Source organism: Streptomyces sp. Z423-1, assembly GCF_013009255.1.
GTDB classification, from domain to species: Bacteria; Actinomycetota; Actinomycetes; order Streptomycetales; family Streptomycetaceae; genus Streptomyces; species Streptomyces gossypiisoli.
Genome location: NZ_CP053109.1, coordinates 721,478 through 739,195 on the forward strand (window position 1 = coordinate 721,478; position 17,718 = coordinate 739,195).

Consider the following 17,718-nt stretch of genomic DNA (forward strand, 5'->3'; position numbering starts at 1 on the left):
CCGCGAGTTCAGCGGTCACTAGGGGATCGATAGGGGTGTAGGGGCCAACGATCATTTGATTACAGTCGGCAACTGCCTTTGCGTGTGCCGCAGGGGGCGTTTCTCATGCATTTCACTTACTGGGGGATCACGGTCGCATGTCTCAATTCCGCGACGGCTTCACCGAGGTCGGGATACCGGACGACGCAATCGCCATAGTGGGGCTCTCCTGCAGACTCCCCGAGGCCCCCGACAAGAGCGCGTTCTGGGAGCTGCTCCGCGACGCGCGGCATGCGATCGGGGAAGTGCCGCAGGACCGGTGGAACGCCGAGGAACTTCCCCCCGCCGCACGGCACGGCGCCTTTCTCGACCGGGTGGACACATTCGATCCCGCATTCTTCGGCATATCGCCACGCGAAGCCTCGATGATGGACCCCCAGCAGCGGCTCATGCTGGAACTCTCCTGGGAGGCTTTCGAGGACGCCGGCATCCCCCTGCGGAAGGTGCGCGGCAGCCGTACCGGGGTCTTCATCGGTGCGATCGCGAACGACTACGCGGTGCTGCTGAACCGGCAGGGGCTGTCCGCCGTCACCCAGCACTCGCTGACCGGGACCCAGCGCGCCATCATCGCGAACCGGGTGTCGTACACCCTCGGGCTGCGCGGTCCCAGTCTCACCGTGGACACCGCGCAGTCCTCCGGCCTCGTCGCCGTCCACCAGGCCTGCGAGGCCCTGCGCTCGGGCGGTTGCGAACTCGCCGTGGCGGGTGGCGTGAACCTCAACATCGTGCCGGAGAGCGCCCTCGCCGCCGACCGGTTCGGCGGGCTGTCGCCGGACGGCCGCTGCTACACCTTCGACGCCCGCGCCAACGGCTATGTCCGCGGTGAAGGCGGCGGGGCCGTCCTCCTCAAGCCCCTCGCCCGGGCCCTGGCCGACGGCGACTCGGTCTACTGCGTGATCCGCGGCGGCGCGGTCAACAACGACGGCGCCACGGACGGACTCACGGTGCCGAGCACGGCCGCGCAGAGCGAGGTGCTCCGCCTGGCCTACGACCGGGCGGGCGTCGACCCGGCGGACGTCCACTACGTGGAGCTGCACGGCACGGGCACCGCCCTCGGCGACCCCATCGAGGCCTCGGCCCTGGGCGCCGTCCTGGGCACGGCCCCCGGCCGCCGACTGCCCCTCACGGTCGGCTCGGCCAAGACGAACGTGGGACACCTGGAGGGTGCCGCCGGAATGGTCGGTCTCCTCAAGACCGCCCTGTCCCTCCATAGGCGCCAGATCCCGGCCAGCCTCCACTACGAGACACCGAACCCGCGGATCCCGCTGGACGAACTCAACCTGCGCGTGCAGCAGTCGCTGACGGACTGGCCGGAGCCGGAGTCCCGGCTGGCGCTCGCGGGCGTCAGCTCCTTCGGGATGGGCGGCACCAATTGCCACCTGGTCCTGCAAGGGGTGCCGGCGGCCGAGCCCGCGACCCGTGACGGCGGCGGGGCTGAGCGTCGGGCCGGTGTGGTGCCGTGGCTCGTCTCCGGCCGCGGGGAGGACGCCTTGCGGGCGCAGGCCGAGCGGCTGCGGTCGTTCGTCGCGGACCGGCCCGAACTGGATGTGGACGCCGTGGCGCAGTCCCTGGTGACCTCCCGCGACGCCCACGAGAACCGGGCAGTCGTCCTCGGCTCGGACCGGGAGAGCCTGCTGAACGGGCTCGCGGCACTGGCCGCGGGAGAGCCCGCGTCGCGGGTTGTACGGAGCCGGGGGGCCGGGGCGCCGGCGGCCGGACAGTTGGCCTTCCTGTTCTCGGGGCAGGGCAGTCAGCGGGCCGGGATGGGACGCGAACTGTACGAGGCCTTCCCCGTGTTCGCCGCCGCGCTGGACGAGATCTGCGCGCACTTCGACCGGGAGTTGGACCGGCCTCTGCGTGAGGTGATGTTCGCCGAACCCGGTGAGCAGGCCCTGCTGGACCACACCGCCTACACCCAGCCCGCCCTGTTCGCCCTCGAAGTCGCCCTCTTCCGGCTGCTGGAGTCCTGGGGCATCCACCCCGACCTCGTCACCGGACACTCCATCGGCGAACTCGCCGCCGCCCACACCGCAGGCCTGTGGTCACTGGCCGACGCCTGCACCGTCGTCGCCGCCCGCGGCCGACTCATGCAACAACTCCCGCCCGGCGGCACCATGATCGCCATCGAAGCACCCGAGACCGACGTCCTGCCCCTGCTCGCCGGACACGAAGAGCACGTGGCGATCGCCGCCGTCAACGGACCCCGCGCCACCGTCATCAGCGGCACCGAGCACATCGTCGAGGACATCGCCGCCCAGCTCTCCGCAAGCGGCCACCGCACCCGGCGTCTGAAGGTCAGCCACGCCTTCCACTCCCCCCACATGGACCCCATGCTCGACCAGTTCCGGCAGGTCCTGGACAGTGTGGAGTTCCACCCGACGCGGCTGGCGCTGCCCGCCGGTGAGGCGGTGCGCGACCCCGAGTACTGGGTCCGCCACATCCGCGACGCCGTCCGCTTCGCCGACCAGATCACCTGGCTCGAACAGCACGACACCACCCGCTACCTGGAAATCGGCCCCGGCGGCGTCCTCACCGCCCTCGCCCAGGACACCGTCACCCGCACCGACACCCTCCTCCTGCCCAGCCTGGTCAAGAACCTCGACGAGACCCACGCCCTCACCCGCGCCGCAGCCGAACTCCACGTCTCGGGGGCGGAGATCGCCTGGCAGGACGTACTCGCTGATCTGGGCCTGCCGGCTCCGCACCGCGTCGACCTGCCGACGTACGCCTTCCAGCGCCGCCGGTACTGGCTCAAGGAGACGGTCGGCGTGTCGGCTGGGCTCCCTGGGGACGTAGCCGATGCGGAAGCGGACGAGGAGTCCGTGACGCAGGCGGCCTGTCCTGCGGCCTCCTTCGCCTGGATGTCGGAGGAGGAGACGGACCGGGAGCTGCTGGATCTCGTACGGCGGCACATCGCAGCCGTGCTCGAACACGACAGCCCCGAACAGGTCCCGGCGGACGCGCCGTTCAAGCAGCTCGGCTTCGACTCGCTGATGTCGGTGGAGTTCTGTGCCGCGCTCGGCCGCGCGGTCGGCGTACGGCTGCCGTCGTCCACGCTCTACGACCACCCCACCCCGGAGCTGCTGGCACGACACGTACGCGGCGAACTCGTGGGCACGCGGGGCGAGGAGGCGGAGGCGGAGGCAATGGCTGCCCCGGACTCCGGCGCCGCCTCCGACCCGGTCGTCATCGTCGGCATGAGCTGCCGGCTCCCGGGCGGGATACGGACGCCCGAGCAGCTGTGGGCACTGCTCGCGGCGGGCGGTGACGCGGTGTCGCCGTTCCCCGCCGACCGCGGCTGGGACCTGGAGGCGCTCTACGACGCCGACCCGGAGCGCTCCGGCACGTCGTATGCGTGGGAGGGCGGGTTCCTCCATGACGCCGCCGACTTCGACCCGGCGTTCTTCGGGATCTCGCCGCGTGAGGCCCTGGCCATGGACCCGCAGCAGCGGCTGCTGCTGGAGACCTCCTGGGAGGCCCTCGAACGCGCCGGGATCAACCCGAAGTCGCTGCGTGGCAGCAAGGCCGGCGTCTTCGTCGGTGCCACGGCTCAGGACTACGGCCCCCGGCTGCACGAGGCGCCCGAGGAGATCGAAGGCTATGTGCTGACCGGGACGACGCCCAGCGTGGCGTCGGGCCGCGTGGCATACACCCTGGGCCTGGAGGGCCCGGCCGTCACCGTCGACACTGCCTGCTCGTCGTCCCTGGTCGCCCTGCACATGGCCGCCCAGTCCCTGCGCTCCGGCGAGTGCTCGCTCGCCCTCGCGGGCGGGGCGACCGTCATGTCCAACCCCGGCATGTTCGTGGAGTTCAGCCGTCAGCGGGGACTCGCTCCGGACGCCCGGGTCAAGGCCTTCGCCGAGGCCGCCGACGGCACCGGCTGGGGCGAGGGCGTCGGCATGCTGCTGCTGGAGCGGCTGTCGGACGCTCGGCGCAACGGGCATCCGGTCCTGGCCGTGGTCCGGGGTACGGCCGTCAACCAGGACGGCGCCAGTAACGGTCTCACCGCGCCGAACGGTCCTTCCCAGCAGGGGGTGATCCGGCAGGCCCTCGCCAATGCCGGTCTCGCCCCCGACCAGGTCGACGCGGTCGAGGCGCACGGCACGGGTACCACTCTGGGTGACCCGATCGAGGCGCAGGCGCTCCTCGCCACGTACGGCCAGGACCGGCCTGCTGACCGGCCCCTGTGGCTGGGCTCGGTGAAGTCCAACATCGGGCACACGCAGGCCGCCGCCGGTGTCGCCGGTGTCATCAAGATGGTGATGGCCATGCGTCACGGCGTCCTGCCGAGGACACTGCATGTCGACCAGCCGACCAGCCATGTCGACTGGGACGCCGGAGCCGTCACCCTCCTCACCGAGGAACAGGCCTGGCCCGAGACCGACCGGCCCCGCCGGGCCGGCGTCTCCTCCTTCGGTGTGAGTGGGACCAACGCGCACGCCATCATCGAAGAGCCCCCTGCCGTTACCGAACAGCAGCACCAGCCCACCGACCCGGGCGTCGTGCCGTGGGTGATCTCGGCCCGGACCGCCGACGCGCTGCGCGCTCAGGCACGGCAACTCCGCGAATACGTCGAGCAGCGGCCCGAGTTGGACACCGCAGCCGTCGCCGACACGCTCATCAACGGCCGCGCCCTGTTCGAGCACCGCGCGGTCGTCCTCGCCGAAGCTCCTGATGCCGTCGCCGCCGCGCTCGATGCGCTGGCCGCTGGGCAGCCTCACACCCATCTCGTTCAGGGCCAGGCCAAGGCCGTCGGCAAGACCGTGTTCGTGTTCCCGGGGCAGGGGACGCAGTGGGCCGGTATGGGTGCCGAACTCCTTGACTCCGTGCCTGTGTTCGCGGAGTCCATCGCCCGCTGTGAGGAGGCGCTCGCGCCTTACGTCGACTGGTCGCTGACCGAAGCGCTGCGCTCCGGCGCCGACTTGGACCGGGTCGACGTCATCCAGCCCGTCACCTGGGCCGTCATGGTCTCCCTTGCCGCCACCTGGCAGCACCTGGGCGTCCGTCCTGACGCCGTGGTGGGCCACTCCCAGGGCGAGATCGCCGCCGCCGCTGTGGCCGGCGCCCTCACCCTGGAGGACGCGGCCAAGGTCGTCGCCGTACGCGCCAGGATCATCGGTGAACACCTTGCCGGGCTGGGCGCCATGGCCTCCATCCCGCAGTCCGTCCAGGCGGTCGAGGAACACCTGCCCAGCGGTGTCAGCATCGCCGCCGTCAACGGCCCCAACACCACCGTGGTTTCAGGCGACAAGGACGCCGTCGAAACCCTGGTCGCGGACCTTCAGGGCCAGGACATCCGCGCCCGGATCATCCCCGTCGACTACGCCTCACACTCCGCACACGTCGAGACCATCCAGGACGAGATCGCCACCGCCCTCGCTGGAATCGAGCCCCGTCGGTCAGACGTCCCGTTCTTCTCCACCGTAGAGCGCGGCTTCCTGAACACCGAGGCGCTCGACGCCGGCTACTGGTACCGCAACCTCCGCCAGACCGTCCACTTCCACACCGCCATCCAGCAGCTCACAGAGGCCGGCCACACCACCTACATCGAGTCCAGCGCCCACCCCGTCCTCACCTACAGCATCGAGGAAGCCTCAACCGACGCCCTCACCACCGGCACCCTCCGCCGCAACGAAGGCACCATCACCCGCCTCCTCACCTCAGCAGCACACCTCCACACCCACGGCCACCCCATCAACTGGCCCGCCCCGCGCACCAACCGCGTCACCGACCTCCCGACCTACCCGTTCCAGCACGAGCGGTACTGGATCAACCCGACCACGACCGGTTCCCCGGACACCGCCGACACCCGCTTCTGGGAGGCGGTCGAGAACGAGGACTGGGAGTCGCTCGGCCGCACGCTCTCGGTGGAGGGCGATGCCCCGCTGAGTACGGTGCTCGCGGCGCTGGCGTCCTGGCGGAAGAGCCTGGATCGTGTGTCGACGGTGGGCAACTGGCGCTACCGGGCGGCATGGAGGCCGATCGCCGATCCGCAGGCCGGACCGGTCGGTACCTGGCTGGTCGTGGTTCCCGTCGGCCAGGAGGACGACGCGCTGGTGGGTGCTGTCACCCGCGCTGTACGGGGGCGGCAGGTCGTGCTGGACCAGTCCGAGGCGGACCGCGCGCGCTACGCCGAGCAAGTCTCCGACGCTTTGGGCTCGGGTGATGACAACGCTGCCGTGACCGGCGTGCTGTCCCTTCTCGCGCTGGGCGGCAACGACGTGGCCCCGGCGGCGCCGGCGCTCGCTCTCTTCCAAGCGCTGGGGGACGCTGGTGTGCAGGCCCCCCTCTGGTGTGTCACCCAGGGCGCGGTCAGCACGGGCAGCTCCGATTCGCTCACCCGGCCCGCCCAGGCGCAGGTCTGGGGCCTGGGCCGGGTCGCCGCGCTGGAGCACCCCGACCGCTGGGGTGGGCTCGTCGACCTGCCCGAACAGCTCGACGAGCGCGGCGCCGCACGCCTGCGTGCCGTACTGGCCGCTCCGTCCGGCGGTGAGGACCAGGTGGCGGTCCGCGAGGCCGGTGTCCTCGCGCGCCGACTGACCCGGGCGGCAGCCGGCAGCGGTAGGGCCTGGCAGCCGCGCGGCACCGTCCTGATCACCGGCGGTACCGGCGCGCTCGGCGCCCACGTGGCGCGCTGGGCTGCCCAGAACGGCGCCGAGCACCTCGTCCTCGCCAGCCGGCGCGGCGGCGAGGCCCCCGGGGCTACCGCCCTGCACGACGACCTCACCGCGCTGGGCGTCACCGTGACCCTCACCGCCTGCGACGTCACCGATCCGGACGCCGTACGTGCTCTCGTCTCCGCGCACCCCGGCCTGACCGCCGTGGTCCACACCGCGGGTGTCCTCGACGACGCGGTACTCGACCGGCTCACCACCGAGCGCCTCGACGACGTCCTGCGTCCGAAGGCCACGGCCGCCGCGCTTCTCGACCGGTGCACGCGTCACCTCGACCTCGACGCGTTCGTCCTGTTCTCGTCGGTGGTCGGCACGCTGGGCCGGGCCGGGCAGGGGAACTTCGGTGCGGCCAACGCCCACTTGGACGCGCTCGCCGAGCAGCGGCACGCGCTCGGGCTGCCCGCCACCTCCGTGGCATGGGGCCCCTGGGACGCGGACGGAATGGCGGCAGGCGAGGTCGCCGAGCGACTGCGGCGGCGCGGGCTGCCGGCCCTGGCGCCCGACCTGGCGCTCACCGCGCTGGGAGAGGCCGTCGGGCGCGGCGAGGCGACGGTGACCGTCGCCGACATCGACTGGGCGCGGTTCGTGCCGGCGTACACCGCCGCCCGTCCCAGCGCGCTGATCTCCGACCTGGCGGACGTACGGGAGCTGCGGGCCGAGTCCGGCGCCCAGCGAGTCGGCGACGACGCCACGTGGACGGCGCAGAATCTGTCGGGCCTCTCCGACGCCGAGGCCGAGCGGCTGCTGCTGGACCTGGTGCGGACGCAGGCGGCCGCCGTGCTCGGGCACGCCTCCGCGGACGCGGTGAACGCCTCGCACGCGTTCAAGGACATCGGTGTCGACTCGCTGACCGCGGTCGAGCTGCGCAACCGGCTCATCGCCGTCACCGGCCTGAAGCTGCCGCCGACGCTGGTGTTCAACCATCCGACGCCGCAGGCGCTGGCCCGCTTCCTGCACACGCAGGCGACCGGCACGTCGGAGTCCGCCTCCGTGCGCCCTGTGCCGGTCCCGGTGGGTGCCGCGGCCGAGGACGACCCGATCGCGATCGTGTCCATGGCCTGCCGCTATCCCGGCGGGGTGCGCTCGCCGGAGGACCTCTGGCAGCTGCTCACCGACGGCCGGGACGCGGTGTCCGTGTTCCCCACGGACCGCGGCTGGGACATCGACGCGCTCTACCACCCCGACCCGGAGCGCGCGGGCACGTCGTACGTCCACGAGGGCGGATTCCTGTACGACGCCGCCGAGTTCGACGCCGCGTTCTTCGGGATCTCGCCGCGTGAGGCGCAGGCGATGGACCCGCAGCAGCGCCTTCTGCTGGAGACGTCCTGGGAGGTGTTCGAGCGGGCCGGGATGGATCCGCGGTCGGTGGCCGGCAGCCAGGCGGGCGTCTTCGTCGGTGTGGCGTCGCAGGACGAGTACGGGCCGCGCATGAGCGAGGCACCCGAAGGGTTCGAGGGGTACCTGCTCACCGGCACCGCGGCGAGCGTGATCTCCGGCCGGGTGGCGTACACCCTCGGTCTGGAGGGCCCGGCCGTCACGGTCGACACGGCCTGCTCGTCCTCGCTGGTCGCCCTACACATGGCCGTCCAGGCCCTGCGCGACGGCGAGTGCACGCTCGCGCTCGCGGGCGGCGTCACCGTGATGGCCTCGCCGGGGACGTTCGTGGAGTTCAGCCGGCAGCGGGGGCTCGCTCCCGACGGCCGCAGCAAGTCGTTCTCCGCGGCGGCCGACGGCACCAGCTGGGGCGAGGGCGCCGGTGTCCTGCTCCTGGAACGGCTGTCGGACGCCCGGCGCAACGGGCATCCGGTCCTGGGCCTGGTGCGCGGTACGGCGGTCAACCAGGACGGCGCCAGCAACGGCCTCACCGCCCCCAACGGCCCCTCGCAGGAGCGGGTCATCCGCCAGGCGCTCGGCCGGGCCCGGCTGACCGCCGCCGAGGTCGACGCCGTCGAGGCGCACGGCACCGGCACCCGGCTCGGCGACCCGATCGAGGCGCAGGCGCTGATCGCCACGTACGGGCAGGACCGGCCGGACGGACAGCCGCTGCTGCTCGGCTCCCTGAAGTCGAACATCGGGCACACGCAGGCCGCGGCGGGCGTGGGCGGAGTCATCAAGATGGTGATGGCGATGCGCCACGGTGTGCTGCCGAGGACGCTGCACGTGGACGAGCCGACGCCGCACGTCGACTGGTCCGCCGGTGCGGTGACGCTGCTGCGGGACGCGGTCGAGTGGCCGGAGACCGGACGGCCCCGCCGAGCCGGTGTGTCGTCGTTCGGTGTGAGCGGCACCAACGCCCACGCGATCATCGAGCAGTTCGAGGAGGAGCCGGCCGTCGTCGGCACGTCCGACGCCGTGTCGGGGCCGCTGCCGTGGGTCCTCTCCGGCCAGGGCACGGACGCCCTGCGGGCGCAGGCCGAGCGGCTGCGGTCGTTCGTCGCGGCTCGGCCCGAACTCCCCACGGCCGACCTGGCGTTCTCGCTCGGCACCACGCGGGCCGCGCTGGACGACCGGGCCGCCGTGGTCGCGGAGGACCGGTCCGACTTCCTCGACTCGCTGGGCGCGCTCGCGCGCGGCGAGGCGGACAGCCGGGTCCTGACCGGGTCCGTGGACCCTGCGCAGGGGCGGTTGGCCTTCCTGTTCTCGGGGCAGGGCAGTCAGCGGGCCGGGATGGGACGCGAACTGTACGAGGCCTTCCCCGTGTTCGCCGCCGCGCTGGACGAGATCTGCGCGCACTTCGACCGGGAGTTGGACCGGCCTCTGCGTGAGGTGATGTTCGCCGAACCCGGTGAGCAGGCCCTGCTGGACCACACCGCCTACACCCAGCCCGCCCTGTTCGCCCTCGAAGTCGCCCTCTTCCGGCTGCTGGAGTCCTGGGGCATCCACCCCGACCTCGTCACCGGACACTCCATCGGCGAACTCGCCGCCGCCCACACCGCAGGCCTGTGGTCACTGGCCGACGCCTGCACCGTCGTCGCCGCCCGCGGCCGACTCATGCAACAACTCCCGCCCGGCGGCACCATGATCGCCATCGAAGCACCCGAGACCGACGTCCTGCCCCTGCTCGCCGGACACGAAGAGCACGTGGCGATCGCCGCCGTCAACGGACCCCGCGCCACCGTCATCAGCGGCACCGAGCACATCGTCGAGGACATCGCCGCCCAGCTCTCCGCAAGCGGCCACCGCACCCGGCGTCTGAAGGTCAGCCACGCCTTCCACTCCCCCCACATGGACCCCATGCTCGACCAGTTCCGGCAGGTCCTGGACAGTGTGGAGTTCCACCCGACGCGGCTGGCGCTGCCCGCCGGTGAGGCGGTGCGCGACCCCGAGTACTGGGTCCGCCACATCCGCGACGCCGTCCGCTTCGCCGACCAGATCACCTGGCTCGAACAGCACGACACCACCCGCTACCTGGAAATCGGCCCCGGCGGCGTCCTCACCGCCCTCGCCCAGGACACCGTCACCCGCACCGACACCCTCCTCCTGCCCAGCCTGGTCAAGAACCTCGACGAGACCCACGCCCTCACCCGCGCCGCAGCCGAACTCCACGTCAACGGGACACCCGTCGACTGGCAGGCCTTCTTTACCGGCTGGGGGAACACGCCGCGCCGGGTCGACCTTCCGACGTACGCCTTCCAGCGCTGCCGGTACTGGCTCGACGCGAGGTCCGGGCGCAGGGAGCAGACCGGTGGTTCACCGGTGGACGGCTGGCGCTACCGGGTGGTGTGGCGGCCGATGCCGGATGCGTCCGACACGGCTGAACTCACCGGCGACTGGCTGCTGTTGCTGCCTGCCGGTCACGAAAGCCGGACTCTCGTACGTGACGTCGTCCGGGCTCTGGAGAGCGGGCACGGTGCCGTCCGGCAGGTCGTGCTCGACACCGCCGTGGCCGACCGGGAGCGTTTTGCCGAGCAACTGCGGGATGCGCGCGCGGAGTTCGATGCCCCGGTGACTGGCGTGCTGTCGCTGCTCGCGCTCGCGGACGCCGATGGTGAGGAGGAGGCCGGTACGGTCGCCCCGACCCTGGCGCTCGTCCAGGCGCTCGGCGACGCGGGCGTCGAGGCTCCCCTCTGGTGCGCCACCCAGGGTGCGGTCACCACCGGCGGCTCCGACCCGCTCGCCCACCCCGCCCAGGCGCAGGTCTGGGGCCTGGGGCAGGTCGCGGCTCTCGAACACCCCGACCGTTGGGGCGGGCTGGTCGACCTGCCCGAACAGCTCGACGAGCGCGGCGGCGCACACCTGCGTGCCGTACTGGCCGCGGCGCCCGGCGGCGAGGACCAGGTGGCGGTTCGCGAGGCCGGTGTCCTCGCGCGCCGACTGACCCGGGCGGCAGGCAGCAGCGGTACGGGCTGGCAGCCGCGCGGCACGGTCCTGATCACCGGCGGCACCGGCGCGCTCGGCGCACACGTGGCGCGCTGGGCCGCCGAGAACGGCGCCGAGCAACTCGTCCTCGCCAGCCGGCGCGGCGGCGAGGCCCCCGGGGCCACCGCCCTGGGCGACGAACTCGCCGCCCTCGGCGTCACGGTGGCCTTCGCGGCCTGTGATGTGAGCGACCCCGAGTCGGTGCGCGCCCTGGTCACCGAGCACGCGGGCCTCACCGCGGTCGTGCACACCGCCGGCAGCCTCGACGACGGCGTACTGGACCACCTCACCGCCGACCGCCTCGACCATGTCCTGCGTCCGAAGGCCACCGCCGCGGCGCTTCTCGACCGGTACACGCGTCACCTGGACCTGGACGCGTTCGTCCTGTTCTCCTCGGCGGCCGCCACCTTCGGCAACGAGGGCCAGGCCAACTACGCGGCCGCGAACGCCCACTTGGACGCGCTGGCACAGCGGCGGCACGCGCTGGGGCTGCCCGCCACCTCCGTGGCGTGGGGTGCCTGGGCGGACTCCGGTATGGCGACGGGGCACGCGGCGGCGGAGCAGTTGCACCGCAGCGGGTTCCCCCCGATGTCCCCGGACCTCGCGCTCACTGCGCTGGCCCAGGCCGTCGGCCACGGCACTCCGGCCGTGACCGTCGCCGACATCGACTGGGCCCGCTTCGTACCGGCGTACACCGCCGCCCGTCCCAGCCCGCTGATCTCCGACCTGGCGGACGTGCGGGATCTGCGGGCGGCGGCCGGGCCGGCCGTGTCCGGCGGAGCGCAGCGCGCCGAGGAGTCGTCGCTGGCCGGGCAGCTGGCCGCGCTGACGGCGCCGCAGCGGGAGGAGCTGGTGCTGGAATTGGTGCGTACGCAGGCGGCGTTGGTGCTCGGCCACGCCGGGCCGCAGTCGGTGGCTCCGAACCGCGCGTTCAAGGAGCTCGGCTTCGACTCGCTCGGCGCGGTCCAGCTGCGCAACCGGCTCAACGCGGCCACCGGGCTGCGGCTGACCACCGGCGTGATCTTCGACTACCCGACGGCGACCGAGCTCGCCCGCCATGTGCTGGGCGAGTTCCCCGGCCTCGGAGGCGACACCGCCGCGGCCGGGCAGGTGGCCACTCCCGGTGCGCCGGTGGCCGACGACGACCCGATCGCGATCGTGGCCATGAGCTGCCGCTTCCCGGGCGGGATCCGGACGCCCGAGCAGCTGTGGGCGCTGCTGGCGGCGGGCGGCGACGCGGTCGCGCCGTTCCCCGCCGACCGCGGCTGGGACCTGGAGGCGCTCTACGACGCCGACCCTGACCGTTCCGGCACGTCGTATGTGCGCGAAGGGGCCTTCCTCCAGGGCGTGAGCGAGTTCGACGCGGCCTTCTTCGGCATCAACCCGCGCGAGGCCCTGGCCATGGACCCGCAGCAGCGGCTGTTGCTTGAGACCTCCTGGGAGGCCTTCGAGCGGGCCGGCATCGACCCGAAGTCCCTGCGCGGCAGCAAGGCCGGCGTCTTCGTCGGCAGCAACGGGCAGGACTACGCCACCCTGCTCCGGCAGGTGCCGGGGACCGTCGAGGGCTACCTCGGTACGGGTATCGCGGGCAGCGTGGCGTCGGGCCGCGTGGCATACACCCTGGGCCTGGAGGGCCCGGCCGTCACCGTCGACACTGCCTGCTCGTCGTCCCTGGTCGCCCTGCACATGGCCGCCCAGTCCCTGCGCTCCGGCGAGTGCTCGCTCGCCCTCGCGGGCGGTGTGACGGTCATGTCGACTCCCGAGGTCTTCGTGGAGTTCAGCCGGCAGCGGGGACTCGCCCCGGACGCCCGGGTCAAGGCCTTCGCCGAGGCCGCCGACGGCACCGGCTGGGGCGAGGGCGTCGGCATGCTGCTGCTGGAGCGGCTCTCCGATGCCGAACGGCATGGACACCCGGTCCTGGGCATCGTGCGGGGCACGGCCGTCAACCAGGACGGCGCCAGCAATGGGCTGACCGCGCCGAACGGCCCCTCGCAGCAGCGGGTGATCCGGCAGGCCCTCGCCAATGCCGGTCTCGCCCCCGACCAGGTCGACGCCGTCGAGGCGCACGGCACGGGTACCACTCTGGGTGACCCGATCGAGGCGCAGGCGCTCCTCGCCACGTACGGCCAGGACCGGCCTGCTGACCGGCCCCTGTGGCTGGGCTCGGTGAAGTCCAACATCGGGCACACGCAGGCCGCCGCCGGTGTCGCCGGTGTCATCAAGATGGTGATGGCCATGCGTCACGGCGTCCTGCCGAGGACACTGCATGTCGACCAGCCGACCAGCCATGTCGACTGGGACGCCGGAGCCGTCACCCTCCTCACCGAGGAACAGGCCTGGCCCGAGACCGACCGGCCCCGCCGGGCCGGCGTCTCCTCGTTCGGCGTCAGCGGCACCAACGCGCACGCCATCATCGAAGAGTCCCCCATCGCCCTCGACCAGGGCCGGCCCGCCGACTCGGGCGTCGTGCCGTGGGTGATCTCGGCCCGGACCGCCGACGCGCTGCGCGCTCAGGCACGACAGCTCCGCGAATACGTCGAGCAGCGGCCCGAGTTGGACACCGCAGCCGTCGCCGACACGCTCATCAACGGCCGCGCCCTGTTCGAGCACCGCGCCGTGGTCGTCGGCGAGACCCCCGACGCTCTCACCGCCGCGCTCGACGCCCTCGCTCAGGGGGAGCCCTCACCCCACCTCGTGCAGGGCATCGCGCCCGACGAGACCGGGAGGACCGTGTTCGTGTTCCCGGGGCAGGGGACGCAGTGGGCCGGTATGGGTGCCGAACTCCTTGACTCCGTGCCTGTGTTCGCGGAGTCGATGGCTCGCTGTGAGGAGGCGCTCGCGCCTTACGTCGACTGGTCGCTGACCGAGGTGCTGCGCTCCGGCGCCGACTTGGACCGGGTCGACGTCATCCAGCCCGTCACCTGGGCCGTCATGGTCTCCCTTGCCGCCACCTGGCAGCACCTGGGCGTCCGTCCTGACGCCGTGGTGGGCCACTCCCAGGGCGAGATCGCCGCCGCCGCTGTGGCCGGCGCCCTCACCCTGGAGGACGCGGCCAAGGTCGTCGCCGTACGCGCACGGATCATCGGCGAACACCTCGCCGGCCGGGGCGCCATGGCCTCCATCCCGCAACCTGTTCAGGCGGTCGAGGAACACCTGCCCAGCGGCGTCAGCATCGCCGCCGTCAACGGCCCCAACACCACCGTCGTTTCGGGCGACAAGGACGCCGTCGAAACCCTGGTCGCGGACCTTCAGGGCCAGGACATCCGGGCCCGGCTCATCCCCGTCGACTACGCCTCACACTCCGCACACGTCGAGGCCATCGAAGCCCAACTGGCCCATGCGCTCGCGGGAATCCAGCCCCGCCCGGCCGACATCCCCTTCTTCTCCACCGTCGAACCCAGCTTCCTGAACACCGAGGCGCTCGACGCCGACTACTGGTACCGCAACCTCCGCCAGACCGTCCACTTCCACACCGCCATCCAGCAGCTCACAGAGGCCGGCCACACCACCTACATCGAGTCCAGCGCCCACCCCGTCCTCACCTACAGCATCGAAGAAGCCTCAACCGACGCCCTCACCACCGGCACCCTCCGCCGCAACGAAGGCACCCTCACCCGCCTCCTCACCTCAGCAGCACACCTCCACACCCACGGCCACCCCATCAACTGGCCCATCACCGGCGGCAACCACGCCACCGACCTCCCCACCTACCCCTTCCAGCACCAGCGCTACTGGCCCGCGTCGGCCGCCGCACGGCCCGTCGACGCCGAATCCATCGGGCTCGGCATCGCCGGACACCCGCTGCTCGGGGCGGCGGTAGAGCTGGCGGGCACGGGCACGCACCTGTTCACCGGGCGGCTGTCGTTGCAGAGCCACCCCTGGCTGGCCGACCACGCCGTAGCCGGCACCGTCCTGCTGCCCGGCACCGGCTTCCTCGAACTCGCCCTCCAGGCCGGCCACCACGTCGGCTGCGGCACCGTGGAGGAACTCACCCTGGAGGCACCCCTGGTGCTGCCCGAGAAGGGTGGCGTACGGATCCAGCTCGGGCTCGGGGAGACCGACGACTCGGGTCGGCGGGAGCTGAACCTGCACTCGCGTGCGCAGGACGCCGGGGACGACGAGCCGTGGACCCTGCATGCCACTGGCACAGTGGCTCCCAGCGGTGCACAGCAGTCGCCGGGGCCCGATGCCGATCTGGCCGCCTGGCCGCCCGCCGGGGCGGACGCGATCACGGTGGCGGATGCCTACGACCGGCTGGCCACGCAGGGTGTCGAGTACGGCCCTGCCTTCCAGGGGTTGCGGGCCGCCTGGCGGCGCGGTGACGAGGTGTTCGCCGAGGTCGCCCTGCCGGACGAGGAGTCCGCCGAGGCCAAGGAGTACGGCATCCACCCGGCGCTGCTCGACGCGGCGCTCCAGCCGCTGGGGCTGGGTGTGCTGCTGGCCGAGCCCGGTGAGGGACTCACCCGGCGCCCGTTCGCATGGAGTGGGGTGACCCTCCACGCCCAGGGCGCGAACGCGGTCCGGGTGCGGATCGCCCTGGCCGGTGAGGACGCCGTGTCCGTCTCGGTGGCCGATTCGGTGGGCCGTCCTGTCGCCTCGGTCGACGTACTGACGCTGAGGCAGGTCGGCACCGAGCAGCTAGCGGGAGCGCGGGAGGCGCGGGGCGACTCGCTGTTCCGGGTGGAGTGGGTGCCGGTCGCGGTGTCGCGGTCCGGCGCGCCGGCCGGACGCTGGTCCGTCGTCGGCAACGGCAGTGGTCACAGCACCATGGATGTGTACGACGACCTCGGCAGCCTCGCCGCCGCAGCCGCGCCCGTCCCCGAGCTGGTCTTCGCCCCCTTCCCGGACACCACCGACGGCACCACGGCGGACGCCGGCACCGCAGACGCAGTACGCCAGGTCACGCACCGCGCCCTGGACCTCGTACAGGCGTGGCTGGCCGACGACCGGTTCGCCGCGTCGCGGCTGGTCATCCTGGCCGGGCGGGGCCTGACCGGTGCACCCGTCTGGGGTCTGGTCAGGTCGGCGCAGGTGGAGAATCCGGGCCGGTTCGTGCTCGTGGAGACGGACGGCGGCGAGCCCGAGTGGGAGACGCTGGCGGCCGCTGCGGCCGGCGACGAGCCGCAGCTGCGGCTGCACGGCACCGAGGTCGGCGCACCGCGGCTGGCTCGTGCCGAGCGCCCCGAGGAGGTGGAGTCGGGGTTCGCACCCGAAGGCACGGTCCTGCTGACCGGTGCCTCGGGTGGGCTCGCCCGGCTTCTCGCCCGGCATCTGGTGGCCGAGCGCGGGGTGCGGAACCTGCTGCTCACCAGCCGCCGCGGGGTCGCCGCCGACGGGATGCCGGAGCTGGTGGCCGAGCTGACCGGGCTCGGTGCCACGGTCGAGGTGGCCGCCTGCGACGTCGCCGACCGGGAGGCGCTGGCTGGGCTGCTGGCCTCCGTACCGCCGGAGCGTCCGCTCACCGCCGTGGTGCACACCGCGGCCGTCCTGGACGACGGGGTGGCCGAGGCGCTGACGCCGGAGCGGGTCGACCGGGTGCTGCGGCCGAAGGTCGACGGCGCGCTGAACCTCCACGCGCTGACCGAGGATCTGGACCTGTCGGCGTTCGTGCTCTTCTCCTCCCTGTCGGGCACCCTCGGCGGGGCGGGGCTGGCCAACTACTCGGCGGCCAACGCCTTCCTCGACGCCCTCGCCCGCCACCGGCACGAGCGCGGACTGCCCGCCGTGTCGCTGGCCTGGGGACTGTGGGAGCAGCGCAGCGGTATGGCCGGGCGGCTGAGCGACGTGGACCTGGCCCGGATGTCCCGGGTCGGTGCGGCGCCGATGTCCGCTGACGAGGGCCTGGCCCTGTTCGACGCCGCCACCGCGCTGGGCGACGCCGTGGTCGTGCCGGCCCGGCTGGATCTGGCGGAGCTGCGCGCGCAGGCGGCGGCCGGTGTCATGGCGCCCCTGTTCCGCGGTGTCGTCCGCACGTCGGCCGTCCGGCGTACGGCGGCCGCGTCCGGGGGCCGTACCGAGGAAGCCGCGTCCGGGATCGCCGGCCGGCTGGCAGGGCTGGCCCGGGCCGATCAGGAGCGGATGCTGCTGGATCTCGTACGGGAGCAGGTCACGGCCGTGCTCGGGCATGCCTCGCCCGAGGAGGTACGGGCGAACCGGGCCTTCAAGGATCTCGGGTTCGATTCGCTGACCTCCGTCGAGCTGCGCAACCGGCTCCGGTCGGCGACCGGGCTGCGGCTGACGCCGACCCTGGTCTTCGACTATCCGAACCCGGCCGCCCTCGCGCAGCGGCTGCTGGACGATCTCGTACCGCAGGCGCAGGAGGACGGACTGCCTCTCTCGGCGGAGTTGGAGCGGCTGGAGGCCGCGTTCCTCGAATCCGCCCTGGACGACGACGCGCGAGGCAAGATCGCGGCACGGCTGCAGGCCATGCTCTGGAAGTGGGACGACACCCGCGGCACCGCGATCGAAGACGAAGGGCCCGCGGAGGACGGGGAGTTCGACCCCGTCAGCGACGACGAGATGTTCGACCTCATCGACAAGGAGCTGGGCCAGCTCTGATCCCGTCTCCGCTCCGCCCCTCGCCGGCGGCGCCGCCCTCTCCTCCCCACCGTGCCACCTGACCACTGGCCCTTCCCGGCCTTTCTAG

Annotated in this window: 1 protein-coding gene; it reads left to right on the top strand. The window is 72.7% G+C overall.

What is annotated here, in order from left to right; translation table 11 throughout:
• Positions 1-137 precede the first annotated feature (137 nt).
• A complete protein-coding gene (locus tag HJD23_RS03370) occupies positions 138-17,630 on the top strand; it encodes a type I polyketide synthase (protein ID WP_171133979.1) in 17,493 nt (5,830 codons plus the stop codon).
• Positions 17,631-17,718 lie beyond the last annotated feature (88 nt).

Coding starts and splice junctions, on each gene's coding strand:
- HJD23_RS03370 (WP_171133979.1), top strand. CDS start 138: ATGTCTCAATTCCGCGACGGCTTCACCGAGGTCGGGATACCGGACGAC.